Source organism: Bradyrhizobium sp. Ken64, assembly GCF_055807555.1.
Window position 1 is genome coordinate 1 of the sequence record NZ_JBVVPA010000017.1, and the last position, 12,127, is coordinate 12,127.

15 protein-coding genes and 1 tRNA gene are annotated in these 12,127 nt (G+C 62.6%); 7 read left to right on the forward strand and 9 right to left on the reverse strand.

Annotation, left to right across the window (positions count from 1 at the left end; genetic code table 11):
* Positions 1-315: 315 nt before the first annotated feature.
* Positions 316-654, reverse strand: a complete 339-nt coding sequence (locus tag AC0L2F_RS25195) for a DUF3175 domain-containing protein (protein ID WP_473250243.1) — start codon at positions 652-654, stop codon at positions 316-318.
* Positions 655-836: 182 nt separating this feature from the next.
* Here AC0L2F_RS25195 and AC0L2F_RS25200 point away from each other — a divergent pair, with 182 nt between their 5' ends.
* From AC0L2F_RS25200 to AC0L2F_RS25210, 3 genes are all read left to right on the forward strand, one after another.
* Complete coding sequence (locus AC0L2F_RS25200; protein WP_473250244.1) at positions 837-2,324, forward strand: MFS transporter; 1,488 nt, start codon at positions 837-839, stop codon at positions 2,322-2,324.
* Positions 2,325-2,327: 3 nt separating this feature from the next.
* The gene (gene otsB, locus AC0L2F_RS25205; RefSeq protein ID WP_473250245.1) at positions 2,328-3,149 is read left to right on the forward strand and encodes a trehalose-phosphatase; all 822 of its coding nucleotides are present in this window, start codon (positions 2,328-2,330) and stop codon (positions 3,147-3,149) included.
* Positions 3,150-3,387: 238 nt separating this feature from the next.
* Positions 3,388-4,851, forward strand: coding sequence for a trehalose-6-phosphate synthase (locus tag AC0L2F_RS25210; RefSeq protein WP_007604475.1), 1,464 nt, complete (start codon positions 3,388-3,390; stop codon positions 4,849-4,851).
* Positions 4,852-4,901: 50 nt separating this feature from the next.
* Here AC0L2F_RS25210 and AC0L2F_RS25215 read toward each other — a convergent pair whose 3' ends face one another.
* Positions 4,902-5,243 carry a hypothetical protein gene (locus AC0L2F_RS25215; RefSeq protein ID WP_007604476.1) on the reverse strand — a complete coding sequence of 114 codons (342 nt, stop codon included), beginning with the start codon at positions 5,241-5,243 and terminating at the stop codon, positions 4,902-4,904.
* A gap of 195 nt (positions 5,244-5,438) precedes the next feature.
* Between AC0L2F_RS25215 and AC0L2F_RS25220 the strand changes: the two genes are divergently transcribed.
* A tRNA-Ser gene (locus tag AC0L2F_RS25220) sits at positions 5,439-5,528 on the forward strand.
* A gap of 119 nt (positions 5,529-5,647) precedes the next feature.
* Here the strand turns inward: AC0L2F_RS25220 and AC0L2F_RS25225 are convergent.
* The 5 genes from AC0L2F_RS25225 to AC0L2F_RS25245 all read right to left on the reverse strand — a co-directional run bounded on the left by AC0L2F_RS25225 (position 5,648) and on the right by AC0L2F_RS25245 (position 10,023).
* Entirely contained in the window at positions 5,648-6,256 is a 609-nt protein-coding gene (locus tag AC0L2F_RS25225) for a sll1863 family stress response protein (protein WP_473250246.1), read from the reverse strand.
* Positions 6,257-6,442: 186 nt separating this feature from the next.
* Complete coding sequence (locus AC0L2F_RS25230; protein ID WP_473250247.1) at positions 6,443-7,231, reverse strand: 3-hydroxybutyrate dehydrogenase; 789 nt, start codon at positions 7,229-7,231, stop codon at positions 6,443-6,445.
* A 45-nt stretch (positions 7,232-7,276) separates the two neighbouring features.
* Entirely contained in the window at positions 7,277-8,065 is a 789-nt protein-coding gene (locus tag AC0L2F_RS25235; protein ID WP_473250248.1) for an acetoacetate decarboxylase, read from the reverse strand.
* Between the two features lie 29 nt (positions 8,066-8,094).
* A complete protein-coding gene (locus AC0L2F_RS25240; protein WP_473250249.1) occupies positions 8,095-9,264 on the reverse strand; it encodes a DUF3734 domain-containing protein in 1,170 nt (389 codons plus the stop codon).
* Positions 9,265-9,423: 159 nt separating this feature from the next.
* Positions 9,424-10,023, reverse strand: a complete 600-nt coding sequence (locus AC0L2F_RS25245) for a PepSY domain-containing protein (protein ID WP_473250250.1) — start codon at positions 10,021-10,023, stop codon at positions 9,424-9,426.
* A gap of 13 nt (positions 10,024-10,036) precedes the next feature.
* On the opposite strand from AC0L2F_RS25245, the gene AC0L2F_RS25250 reads away from it, so the two are divergent.
* Positions 10,037-10,483, forward strand: a complete 447-nt coding sequence (locus AC0L2F_RS25250; protein ID WP_473250251.1) for a hypothetical protein — start codon at positions 10,037-10,039, stop codon at positions 10,481-10,483.
* Positions 10,484-10,615: 132 nt separating this feature from the next.
* Here the strand turns inward: AC0L2F_RS25250 and AC0L2F_RS25255 are convergent, their stop codons facing one another.
* A complete protein-coding gene (locus tag AC0L2F_RS25255; protein WP_473250252.1) occupies positions 10,616-10,834 on the reverse strand; it encodes a hypothetical protein in 219 nt (72 codons plus the stop codon).
* A gap of 173 nt (positions 10,835-11,007) precedes the next feature.
* Positions 11,008-11,214 (reverse strand): hypothetical protein, encoded by a 207-nt coding sequence (locus AC0L2F_RS25260; RefSeq protein WP_007604486.1) that lies wholly within the window; start codon positions 11,212-11,214, stop codon positions 11,008-11,010.
* A 152-nt stretch (positions 11,215-11,366) separates the two neighbouring features.
* Here AC0L2F_RS25260 and AC0L2F_RS25265 point away from each other — a divergent pair, with 152 nt between their 5' ends.
* On the forward strand, positions 11,367-11,657 hold the full coding sequence (locus tag AC0L2F_RS25265) for a hypothetical protein (RefSeq protein ID WP_007604487.1): 291 nt from the start codon (positions 11,367-11,369) through the stop codon (positions 11,655-11,657).
* A gap of 4 nt (positions 11,658-11,661) precedes the next feature.
* On the forward strand, positions 11,662-12,099 hold the full coding sequence (locus AC0L2F_RS25270; protein ID WP_473250253.1) for a hypothetical protein: 438 nt from the start codon (positions 11,662-11,664) through the stop codon (positions 12,097-12,099).
* Positions 12,100-12,127 lie beyond the last annotated feature (28 nt).

The window sequence follows — 12,127 nt, forward strand, 5'->3', positions numbered from 1 at the left end:
ATCGGCCAGGTCAACCGCGGCGCCGCTGAAACCGGCTCGGCCTCGGAAGAGGTGCTGCACTCGGCCAAGACGCTGTCATCCGAAAGCACCCGCCTGCGCGCCGAGCTCGACCGCTTCATGGGGAACATCCGGGCAGCGTAGCGCTCGAGGCGCGCCACGCACTCCGCCGCCGTCCTGGCGAAAGCCAGGACCATGCCGCGTGGTCTGTCGATTGCGGAAGGTAGACGTATCGAACCACTAATCTTCGCCAAACCGCTCTTTGTGGTTATGGGTCCCGGCCTTCGCCGGGACGACGGCGGAGTAAGAAGCGGAAACTCACTCCCTCCCGAACGCCCGCTTCAGCTCCACCTTTGCCCGCTCCAGCCGCGTGCGCTGCGTCTGCGGCAGCGTCTTGCCGGCGCGGTTGATATAGAACGTCAGCATCGACAGCGCCGAGCGATAGGCGCCGGACTTGCGGCGCTCGCTGTGCTCCGCCGAACGCTTCAGCGAAGCCGCGATCTTCTTCGCGCTGGTCAGTTTGAACACGCCTTGCTTGAGGTCGAGCGCGTCGCTCTCCTTGGTTACGCGCTGTGACCAGCGCTTCGGTGCGGCGCGCCTGGTGCTCTTGCGCGCCGCTGTTTTGCGAGAATGTGTCGTCTTTCTGGCAGGAGCCATGCGTCAACTCCTTGCGGCTCCACCGAAAACCAGCGCCGCGAGCGGCCGTTCCTGCGGGAACCTGCCCTCGCCGCAGACGTTGTCGCAGGTGGCAGGCGGAATGCCGCACCCCCTTGATCGGATCGCCCCCGTCCACGCCATGTGAACCGGGGCCATGTCCATTGGTCAGATGCAACAACGCGATGGAATTGCAGCGAAGCCCAGCGCCGAACGATGGACCTGTGGTCTCCACGGCGTACGCGGCCGATCGCATCATCGAAACCAGCATTCCCGCACGACTTGATGCGCTGCCGTGGAGCGGCTTTCACACCCGGGTCGTGCTCGCGCTCGGCATCACCTGGATTCTCGATGGCCTCGAGGTGACCTTGGCCGGCGCCCTCTCCGGCGCGCTGAAGCAAAGCCCCTCCCTGCACTTCTCCAATCTCGATCTCGGCATTGCCAATTCCGCCTATCTCGCGGGCGCGGTGCTCGGCGCGCTCGGTTTCGGCTGGCTGACCGATCGCATCGGCCGCAAGAAGCTGTTCTTCATCACGCTCGCGCTCTATCTCTCGGCGACGGCCGCGACCGCTCTGTCATGGAATGTCGCGAGCTACGCACTGTTTCGCTTCCTCACCGGTGCCGGCATCGGCGGCGAATATACCGCGATCAATTCGACCATCCAGGAATTGGTGCCGGCGCGCTATCGCGGCTGGACCGATCTCGTCATCAACGGTAGCTTCTGGATCGGCGCCGCGATGGGCGCGGTGGCGGCCATCGTGCTGCTCGATCCCGCGGTGATCGGCCCCGATCTCGGCTGGCGCCTCGCTTATCTCATCGGCGCGGCCATCGGCCTCGTCGTGCTCTTGATGCGGATGTGGATTCCGGAGAGTCCGCGCTGGCTGATGATCCACGGCCGTCCCGACCAGGCCCACGCCATCGTCGACGAGATCGAACGCTCCGTGATTGGACACGATCAGGATAAGAGCGACGGGCGCTTCGCCAAGATCCGCCTGAAAATGCGAAGTCACACGCCGATCCGAGAGGTCGTGCACACGCTGTTCTCGGTTTATCGCCAGCGCGCGATGGTCGGCCTCGTGCTGATGATCGCACAGGCTTTCTTCTACAACGCCATCTTCTTCACCTTTGCGCTGGTGTTGACCGATTTTTACGGCATCAGCGCCGATCATGTCGGCTGGTATCTGCTCCCCTTCGCCGCCGGCAATTTCCTCGGTCCGCTGCTGCTCGGCCGCCTGTTCGATACGCTCGGCCGCCGTACCATGATCATGTTCACCTACGGGACGTCGGGTCTGTTGCTGGCGCTGTCGGGTTATCTGTTCTCGATCGGCGCCTTGAGTGCCCAGGGGCAGACCGTCGCCTGGATGGTGATCTTCTTCTTTGCCTCGCCCGCCGCGAGCGCCGCCTATCTCACCGTCAGCGAGACGTTTCCCTTGGAAGTCCGCGCGCTCGCGATCGCAGTGTTCTATGCGGTCGGCACCGGCATCGGCGGCGTGATCGGCCCCGCGTTGTTCGGGGCGCTGATCGACACGGGATCACGCACGAGCGTGTTCGCAGGCTATTTGCTGGGGGCATTCCTGATGATCGCGGCCGCGATCGTGGCGTGGCGCTATGCCGTCTCGGCGGAACGCAGATCGCTCGAAGAAATCGCGCGTCCGCTTGCTTCCATGGAGTAGACTATGAAATCGGAATTGGCTGAACTGGACCAAGAGCGCACCATGGTCGATGATGAAGCGCCCGATGCGGTGCCGGTGCCCCACGCACTCGTGCCGCATCTCAATGAAACAGCGATCCTGCTCGACATCGACGGGACGCTGCTCGACCTGATGCCGACGCCGCGCGAGGTGTGGGTGCCGCCCGGCCTGTCGGAAACACTGAACCGGTTGACGGAGCGCACCTCGGGCGCGCTGGCGATGGTCAGCGGTCGTTCGCTCAACGACATCGACCTGATCTTCGCGCCCGATGTCTTCCGCGCCGTCGCCGGCCACGGCGCGGAGATGCGGCTTTCGGTCGACAACGAAGCCGATGCCGTCAGCGCGCCGCCGCTGGACAAGGAGTTGAAGCGGCGGCTCGCGGCGGTTGCCAAGCTCAGTCCCGGCATTCTGCTCGAAGACAAGGGCTATTCGCTGGCGCTGCATTACCGCCTCGCGCCGCATGCGGAGAAAGCGATCTATGAAGCCGTTTCGCTGATCCGCGCCGACCTGCCCAATGCGCCGATCGAGGTGCTGCCCGGCAAGTTCGTTTGCGAGATCAAGCATTCCGGTTTCACCAAGGCGACCGGCGTGCGCGAATTGATGAAGCACGAGCCTTTCAAGGGACGCCGTCCGATCTTCATCGGCGACGATGTTACCGACGAGACCGTGTTCGCGATCATGCCCGACATGAACGGGCTCGCCTTCTCGGTCGGCCGCCGCGCCATGGGCGTCAACGGGCACTTCGACGCGCCGAACGACGTGCGCGCGTTCCTTGCGCGGCTCCTCGACGACTCAAGGTTGGAATAAGGCGCCGACATCTCGCAGCCACATATCGCGCGCGTAACTCTCCAGCGCGACCGCTTCATGCTGCGCGCGCCAATGTTCCAAAACCAAGTTTGTGTAGCGAAATCGTTGGGTTCCGTGAAGGTAAACCGGTTCCAACGCGCACGCCCGATTTTGGTTTCAATTGGTGCAAAGGATGATCAGGAACCATATTGATGAACGGCAGTTAAATGGGGTGGAATGAAACAGGAGGGGACGACCTGTGAATTTAGTCGTCGTTTCGAATCGCGTCGCGCGCGGCAAGGCCAATGAGCCCATGACGGGCGGTCTCGCGGCGGCGTTGTTACCCGTTGTGGAACATTCGGGCGCGATCTGGGTGGGTTCCTCGGGCCGTGTGCGTGACGGACATCAAAAGGAGCCGTTCGCCGAGATCGAAGCACTGGGTTCGGGCGCGATCGCGACGCTGGATCTGCCGGCGGCGCATTACGGCGGCTATTACGAAGGTTTTGCCAACTCTGCCCTGTGGCCGGCGCTGCACTCACGCAGCGATCTGATCCGCGTCTCCCGCGACGACTATGTCAGCTATCGCGAGGTCAACGCTTTCATGGCGCGCGCCTTGATGCGCTTCCGGAAAGCACAAACCGCGTTCTGGGTGCAGGACTACCATTTCCTCGCGCTCGGCGCGGAGCTGCGGGATCTCGGCGTCGACGATCCGATTGGCTTCTTCCTTCACACGCCATGGCCGGTCGCCGCGGTGATGCAGGGCGTGCCCAACCATCGCGAGCTGATCACGGCGATGCTGGCCTACGATCTGATCGGCTTCCAGACCCATGACGATTGCCAGAATTTTCTCGGCTATGTCGCGAGCGAACTCGGCCTCGCCGTCGAAGACGGCGTCGCGACCTCGCAGCATGGCCGAACGCGCTGCGAGGTGTTTCCGATCGGCATCGACGCCGAGAAGTTCGCGCAATACGCGGCGAAATCGGCGTCGCATCCGGATGTGTCGCGGCTGCGCCGCAGCCTCAACGGTGAGCGGCTCGCGATCGGCGTCGACCGGCTCGATTATTCCAAGGGCCTCGTCAACCGCATCAGCGCGTTCGATCGGCTCTGGACCGAGCATCCGCAGTTTGCGCGCAGCATTTCGCTGCTACAGATCGCAAATCCCTCGCGCGGTGCCATCGAAGCCTATGGCAATTTGCAGAACGAGGTCGCGCGGCTCGTGTCCGACGTCAACGGCCGCCATGGCGAGGCCGACTGGACACCGATCCGCTATCTCAACAAAGGCTTTAGCCAGGCCGTGCTCGCGGGCCTCTATCGCACGGCGCAGATCGGTGTCGTGACGCCGCTGCACGACGGCATGAACCTTGTCGCCAAGGAATATGTCGCCGCGCAAAACCCGGCCGATCCCGGCGTGCTGGTGCTGTCGAAATTCGCCGGCGCGGCCAACGAGCTCGACGCCGCGCTGCTGGTGAATCCGCACGACATCGACGGTATGGCGCGCGCGATCGCGGTCGCGGCCGCGATGCCGCTCACCGAGCGCAAGATGCGCTGGGATGCGATGATGAAGAAGCTGCGCGGCCACACCATCCAGCAATGGTCGGCGGATTTCGTCGCTGAGCTGGAGAAGTGCCGGACGGAGAAGGCTGCGGTCGCTCCGCTCGCCAACCAGCCGCCGCAGGCGCTGCGCTGGCTCAAGTCGGCGATCTCAGGCGTGCGGTTGATCTAGTCTCCTTCTCCCCAGTTGCTTGCGGGGGGGCAGGGGCGAAGACGAGAGCCTCAATAGCAATACGACACGCCCTCCAGAATCGCGCACTGCCGCTTGTTCGGCGCGTTCGGATCGTCGAGCGGCACCATGCCTTTGCCCTGGCCGACGAACACGCCCGGCCCGACATGCACCGAGCTCTTGTTGCCGATGATGACGCTTTGATGCGGCGTCGCGCTCGAGCGGGTGCCGTCCGGCCAGAGGATGGCATCGCCGGAAAGCATTCCGTGCCGTCCATCGTCACAGCTGATGTCGACCCCTTGCCGGGTGCAGACCTGTGCGCCGGCCGGTCCGGCGAAGGCGGCGGCGAGGGCAGAAATCAGGCTCAGCGCGGCGATGGTGTTGCGGATGGTCATGGTGCCCCGGACGTGTTTGACGGTCTTGAGTGAATCGTCGCGCCAAACCCACTACCGGTTCAGCCGGCGGGCGGTTCCGAGCGGTAGCCTGACGCCTGATATTGTCTATGAAATACAACATCTTAGGGAAAAATCACCCGATTTCCCCGCGATCCCTTGCAAAATCATCGGCGCCCCTTCAAGAGAGTGCGCTCCGGAGAGATGGCCGAGTGGCTTAAGGCGCACGCTTGGAAAGCGTGTGTGCGGGAAACCGTACCGTGGGTTCGAATCCCACTCTCTCCGCCAGTCGTACGATTTTGTACGCCAGATTGCGATTTCGCGCGCTTGGGTTCGCCAGTCGTGCCCAATGCACTATGGGCCGGCACTGGAGCCAATCGACGTCGTCGTTCATGGGTTCGGCGGATTCAGCTCTTCGCGCCAGAGCCCCTCAGAGTGTCCCACGCCGCCAGACTGGCTTGATCGAACGACTTGCGGGATTCTGCTAACGCGGCGCTCAGCACCGACCATGACTCGCTGCCCGCCTGCTTCAGCTTCTGGAGACGTGCTTCAGCTTGGGACGCGTCGGACTTCAGCTGCTTGAGCGCGGCATCGAGATCGGTGGTCCGCGCTCCGGCCATTTTGGCGGCCGCCTCACGGAATCGATCCGCGGCCTCGTGCCACGCCTTGCCCTGCGCCGCTGCGATGTCTTTGAACGTGGCTTGCTGCTGCTCGATCTGCTTGCCGGCGCTGTCGAAATAGGTCTTCATCTGCGCCTCGAAGCCTGCCCAGTGCTTTTCCAGCTCCGGCTTGGCGCGCGCCCAGGCGGCTTCGCCGGCTTCCGCTTGCGTCTTGAGCTGTGCCTGAAATTCATCCCGCCTCTTCTTCAGATCGGCGATGATCTGATCGGCCTTGACCATGGACTCCGCCTTGGCCTCGGTCGCCTTGGTCTCAAACGAAGCCAACGCGGCATCCATTTCATCGATCCGCTCCTTGGCTGAATTGAGGTAAAGATGCATGCTGCTCTGTTCTGACATGGCGGATCTCCATTGATTAGCCGATACGCTGATAGCGATCTCACAGCTTGGCGTTTTTCGACTTGACCTGTGTCAAGCTGCTCGTTGCGTTGTGTCTGAAACTACTTGAGGAAGGAGTATTGACGTTCCTGGCGACGCTGACGTCCTGGCTGCGCGCGGCCCTCGATCATCGGCGGGCGGCGAGTGCTACGCCGCGGTCCAGCCACCGTCGATCGCAAGATTGGCGCCGGTGATCTGCGCGGCCTCGTCGCTGCACAGAAACAGCGCCAGCGAGGCCACCTGCTCGACGGTGACGAATTCCTTGGTGGGTTGGGCCGCGAGCAGCACGTCGCTGATGACCTCATCTCTCCGCATCTTGCGTGCGTTCATTGTGTTCGGGATCTGCTTTTCCACCAGCGGCGTCCAGACGTAGCCGGGACTGATGCAGTTGCAGGTGATCTTTGATCTGGCGAGTTCCAGCGCTACCGTCTTGGTGAGCCCGTCGATACCATGCTTGGCTGCAACATAGGCTGACTTGAACGGCGAGGCGACGCGCGAATGGGCCGAAGCCGTGCTGATGATCCGGCCCCAGCCGCGCTTCTTCATGCCGGGCACCGCCGCACGAATGGCGTGGAATGCGGCGGATAGGTTGATCGCGATGACTGCGTCCCATTTATCGAGTGGAAACTCTTCGATGGGAGAGACGTGCTGGACGCCGGCGTTGTTGATAAGGATGTCCACACTGCCGAAGGTAGCCTCACTGAGCGCGATCAGCCCGGCGATTTCGACCGGCTTCGCCATGTCTGCGTGCGAATAGATCGCTTTGACGGCGAACTCGCTTCTAATCGCAGAGCACTCTTTCTCGACCTCGGCAGGCGTCCCCATCCCGTTGAGTACGATATTTGCGCCCGCGGCTGCGAAGGCTCGCGCACATGCGAGCCCGATGCCGCTGGTCGAGCCGGTCACGACGGCTGTCTTTCCCTTCAGAATGGTCATTTCAGTCACTTTGCCCTGTGTGTTGCCGGAGTGGTGGAGTTGCGATCAGGTGACCAGGCTCCGCTCCGCCCGGAAGGTACGTCGGTTTGGTTCTTGCAGATAATCGTGGACCACTCTGCCAAGCCCCAGCGTGAGATCTGCGCGTATGTGAATCGCCGACACGACCTCAAGAACGGGAAGATCAGCGACCGGCGCCAAGGCATGCGGTGTCAAGGAGAGAGCCGCGGGCCCGGTCCAGGCGCCCTTCAACGCGATCTGCTCGAGTCGATATTCGACGAGCTCGCAGATGCGCGGGCTACCATCAACATGCGGGATGATCTTGAGCAGGAAGTTAGGCTCCTCGAGCGCGGCCTTGACCCGATCAAGATCGGCTTCGCGGTGTTTGTAGCCCATCGTTCCCGTCGCAACCCGCAACGAACCATAGTCGAGCGTACCGATCAGCGTATCGATCTCGGTTCGTAACGTCGGCTGGCCGAGCTTCTTCGGGAAGCCCCAGAGCTCGCGTCCGCCTGCAATGGGCCCTTCGTCGTTGAGGAACATGCAGTGGGAGTAGCCGCCCTTGCGCCCTCGGAATGAGACGGGGATAACCTGGCCGCTTTCCGTGTAATCGCCAAAGCCGTTCGAGTCCGGCATGCGAATGAATTCATACTTGACGAGCGCTTCGCGCTCATCGAGTTCCAGCGGTTCGGGCACCACGGCGCGCAGCCTTGCCGGGTCGGTGCGATACGTGATGATCAGGTACTCGCGATCCACAAACCGGTAAGGGCCTGGCGGATAGGCCGGGCTGGTGAGCGGCATCGCAAAGGCGCGCTTGCGCACGTCATTCTCACGCATGGGGTTCTCCGTGCGGCAAACCGGCGTTCCTACTCACGGCCATCGTGCTCCAGATCGAATGTGAAAACCCCGTCCGGAGTGACCGGGCGTGCGAGCGCCTCGGGGTGGCGCAGGGTGCGCAGCGCATCGTGATAGCCGGCGCGCCAATGGTCTTGCATCGAAAGGCGGGAGAACTCGTAGTCTTTAGAGTGGCCTTCGTGGTTCCTCGCCCGATAGATCAGGTGAACAATGTTGTAGACGTTGGTGGAAACTGCGGTGTTCAGCAGCTTCACCTCCTCGTGCTCCCTGAACTCTTGGGGGAGCCGGTCCAAAAGCGCCGTGAGCGCACGTCGCAGGCGCTGGATGTGCTTGAACTGGTCGGTGCTTGCGCGCGTGCGACTGGAATATTGAATTTCCTTTTGACGCGTGACGACCTCGGGCAGATTGCCCGGAAGCTGGCCTTTTGCGCTCCAGAGATCGACCTGAAACGCTAGCATGTCCTGCGGCACACCCGCATCGATCACCCATTGCAGTGGCGTGTTGGAGACCATGCCGCCGTCCCAGTAATGCTCGCCGTCGATCTCCACTGCGGGAAAGCCCGGCGGCAGCGCGCCGCTTGCCATGATGTGCTCGGGGCGAATCGTGTGGGTACTGTTGTCGAAATAAACGAAATTTCCCGTTCGCACATTGACCGCCCCTGCACTGAACCGGGTCATTCCCGCGTTGATGCGATCGAAGTCAATCAGGCGCTCCAGCGTGCTCTTCAACGCGCCGGTGTCGTAGAAGCTGGTCGCTCCGCTCGTGCCGCCGGCGTGGAGCCATGGCAGAAGGGGGCGCGCGGAAAAGAACCCGTTTGCGCCGCATGCCGCGGCAAGGCCCGCGCTCATCTGGTTGAGGACATTGCGCGCATTGTCGTTGCGGGCATCGAGAAATGGGTTTCCGGCCCAGTCCCAAGGGGCGGTCGAAGTTACCTGCGTCCAGAAATCGCGCAGCCGATCAACGCGCGACTCGGGCGGGTTGCCGGCGATGATCGCGGCATTGATCGCGCCGATGGAAATGCCGGCAACCCAATCGGGGTGGATGCCGGCTTCCGCAAGCGCCTCGTACACTCCGGCCTGGTAGGCTCCGAGAGCGCCGCCGCCCTGCAAGAGCAGGGCGACGCAATCGAATGGCAGGCGCCGTTGGGTTGCCGGCGGTTGTGATCGGGGCTGAAAATTCATGACTTGGCTTGCTCTCGGGTGTGGGATGATCGAGCCGGCGTCATCGGAAGCCGAGGCGACTCGTCATTAAAGAAAATATACGGTATAGTTTATATACTGGGCACAGCGGTCGAGCAATTCACGAGATCGTGCATCTGCGATGGATCATCAGGTTCGCGGCTAGTGCTGAGTTGACCGCTGTCCGACCTTTGGTGGCTCGAGCATCACTTCCTTCAGGCGATCGCTGGTAGCGACGACGACTACGAAGTTGAGCTTCCCATCCTGCTTCATCAACCCGCCAGCGAGCGCCTGTCCCTCCGCGGCCTTTTCCGCGACCCGCACTGCGTCGGACAGCTCCTGCTTGATCCACTTCAGGGCGATGATGTTGGCGAGATCCGCGCGATCGAGCTCCTTGAGCGATGATGCGATTTCCACCTGTGATATCCTTCCGCTGTTCGCATCTATGACATTCTCGAAGACGCGCTCGTTCTTGATCGTGCGCACGCGGTAGACCGGCGGGCCGGATATCTCGAAGCTGATGTCCGCGGTCCTCGATCCATCGTGCAGACCCTCCGCGATCGCCATGGCCTGCCCGAGCGGGACCTTCGTGGTGTGGAACTGCTCCAGCACACGGCGAATGGCTGCCTCCTCTACGTTGCCCTGCGGAGTCGCTCTTTGCTGTTCGGCGTCGGCAGGGACCTGCGCGACGCCGGCCAGAGCTCCGGTGCCGGCGAGCGTGGTGGAACAAACGATGAGGGCAAGCAGTTGTTTCTTTGGCATCACGTGTAATCCTGTGGTGTTCTTCGTGGCGGCTGGTCTGGAAGCCCGGATACCGAGCGGATCGCCGCAGCCTTTGGAGCCGAGCCTGAGCGTGCGCGCTCCGCCGCGCCGCGATCTGATGTGGACTTCCGCCGTGCCGAGCGTGTTCCTGAACGCCGGGCTGCAACCGGGCCAGGCTTTCGCGAAGGCGCAATTCGATCGTGGCCGTCGGGCGATCGTCACCTACGCCCGCAACAGCGTCGGCGACTTCAGTTTCGGGCTGCAGGGATGGAGCCTCGGCGCTCTCGTGCCCGGTGGACGTCGAGCGATATTCAAACCCGCTGGTGTCGAAGACGACGGCTTCGGGGCCTTTCAGCTCCGACTGGATGCGGATCGGCGGTCGTGCGGAATCCGAGTCGGTGAGCCGGCTCGGCAAAGGTGCGGGGAGCACCCAATCGGCCGCCTGAAGCAGAAGGAGTAACGCGCCTCCAGCCGACAGAAAATAGGTCCGCAGGGGAAGCTCGGGCTCGTCAAGACTGTTCGCGTATCGCGACAACGCGGATTTCCTGCTCACGGCGCTCGGCTCCCAGGCATGGAATGATTCCGTCTCGTTTCAAATGCTCGAGGGCCGCGGATGTCGGCGCGCGCGTTCGGCATCGAGATAGCCGCGCTCGTCGAGCCACTCGATCGGGCAATAGGCCATCGCCTTCGGATCAATCATGTGTCCGTCGCGCCTGAGGGCCGTTCGCGTGCCCGTGACTCCGGTCCACACGGACGCGCCAGTGGACGGCTCGACCTGCATGACGTCGAAAACTTCGATGAAGTTGAGCATGTTGGAATTCCGCAATGCTCAGGCAGTGGGCGGGGAAGGGGGCTCGACCCCTTCAAGTGCGACGCTTCTGCGGACGAGCTCGGATTCGATCATGTCGAAGATCGGCTCGACCGGCGCGAGCCACACCGTGACCCAACAGATGATGCAATCGCGAGCGAGCAATAGACCCTCGGTCATGCGAAGCCCCTTCCGTTCGCCGCACGCCCCATCGGCGCGGGGTCGCTATCGAGTAGCGCATGCGCCCAGGCGAGCACCGAAATGGTGAGACCCAGTAGCAGACTGATACCCACGAGCGACACGGCCACGATCAGATTGAGCGACGCGAGGGCAATCCCGGGCCAGGGATTTTCCCGGACGAGCGCCAGGAACAGGCTTGACATTTTCGATCTCCTAAATAAACTACACCGTATATTTCATATACAGCGCGGATCGCGGGCTGTGTCAAGAGCAGAGACTCACAAGCCCGTGTTTGCCCTGGTCGGCTGCAAGGCGGTGTGGCCGTGCTGAAGCGTCAACCGAGAAGGGGTCGGATATGTTGAAGAAGCGGATGGTACTGTCAGGTTTGGTGCTTGCTGCGTTGGTCACCGCTGCGTTCGCGCAGGAGGAGCGCGGGACACCCGAGCAGAGAGCGGCATGCACGTCCGACGCCTTCCGCCTGTGCGCGAGCTACATCCCCAACGCTACCAATGTGGAAGCCTGCCTCCGGCAAAGAAAGCCCGACCTGAGCGAAGCCTGCCGAGCCGTCTTCGAGCACGCAGCCGCTGCGGCCTCCGTCAGGACCGTGGGGTCGCACCGATATCGTGGCGCGAATGACGAGGAATGATCGTATGAACACGATGTACATTCCCGCGTTCGCCGCTTTCGGCGGATCAGCCTTCGGAGCGATTTCCTCGATCATCACGGGCTGGGTCGGTCGGCGGCGCAGGCTGCGTGAGCGGCATCACGCCCATGCCGTGACCAAGCGTGAAAAACTCTATCGATCCTTCATCGAGGAGGCATCCCGGCTCTATGCCGACGCGCTGACCAGCGATAAGTCCGAGATTCCGGCATTGGTGAATCTGTATGCGCTGATCGGGCGTATGCGGATACTGTCCGACGACGAGGTTGTCCATGCCGCGGAGCGAGCGGGGCGGCTGATCATCGAGACTTACCTTGCACCGAACACGTCTTTCGTCGACCTGCCGGGCTTCATGGAGGAGATGGACCCGCTGCGCGAATTCGGCGAGGCCTGCCGGCGTGAAATGCAGGCGATTCCGTCGCGGTGAGATTGAACATGCTGAAGGCACATACTAC

Bases quoted from the DNA above. Each gene is read 5' to 3' on its own strand.
- AC0L2F_RS25225 (WP_473250246.1), bottom strand. From the start codon at position 6,256: ATGTCAGAACAGAGCAGCATGCATCTTTACCTCAATTCAGCCAAGGAG.
- AC0L2F_RS25200 (WP_473250244.1), top strand. From the start codon at position 837: ATGGAATTGCAGCGAAGCCCAGCGCCGAACGATGGACCTGTGGTCTCC.
- AC0L2F_RS25255 (WP_473250252.1), bottom strand. From the start codon at position 10,834: ATGCTCAACTTCATCGAAGTTTTCGACGTCATGCAGGTCGAGCCGTCC.
- AC0L2F_RS25235 (WP_473250248.1), bottom strand. From the start codon at position 8,065: ATGCGTGAGAATGACGTGCGCAAGCGCGCCTTTGCGATGCCGCTCACC.
- AC0L2F_RS25270 (WP_473250253.1), top strand. From the start codon at position 11,662: ATGAACACGATGTACATTCCCGCGTTCGCCGCTTTCGGCGGATCAGCC.
- AC0L2F_RS25265 (WP_007604487.1), top strand. From the start codon at position 11,367: ATGTTGAAGAAGCGGATGGTACTGTCAGGTTTGGTGCTTGCTGCGTTG.
- AC0L2F_RS25260 (WP_007604486.1), bottom strand. From the start codon at position 11,214: ATGTCAAGCCTGTTCCTGGCGCTCGTCCGGGAAAATCCCTGGCCCGGG.
- AC0L2F_RS25195 (WP_473250243.1), bottom strand. From the start codon at position 654: ATGGCTCCTGCCAGAAAGACGACACATTCTCGCAAAACAGCGGCGCGC.
- otsB (WP_473250245.1), top strand. From the start codon at position 2,328: ATGAAATCGGAATTGGCTGAACTGGACCAAGAGCGCACCATGGTCGAT.
- AC0L2F_RS25245 (WP_473250250.1), bottom strand. From the start codon at position 10,023: ATGCCAAAGAAACAACTGCTTGCCCTCATCGTTTGTTCCACCACGCTC.
- AC0L2F_RS25215 (WP_007604476.1), bottom strand. From the start codon at position 5,243: ATGACCATCCGCAACACCATCGCCGCGCTGAGCCTGATTTCTGCCCTC.
- AC0L2F_RS25240 (WP_473250249.1), bottom strand. From the start codon at position 9,264: ATGAATTTTCAGCCCCGATCACAACCGCCGGCAACCCAACGGCGCCTG.
- AC0L2F_RS25230 (WP_473250247.1), bottom strand. From the start codon at position 7,231: ATGACCATTCTGAAGGGAAAGACAGCCGTCGTGACCGGCTCGACCAGC.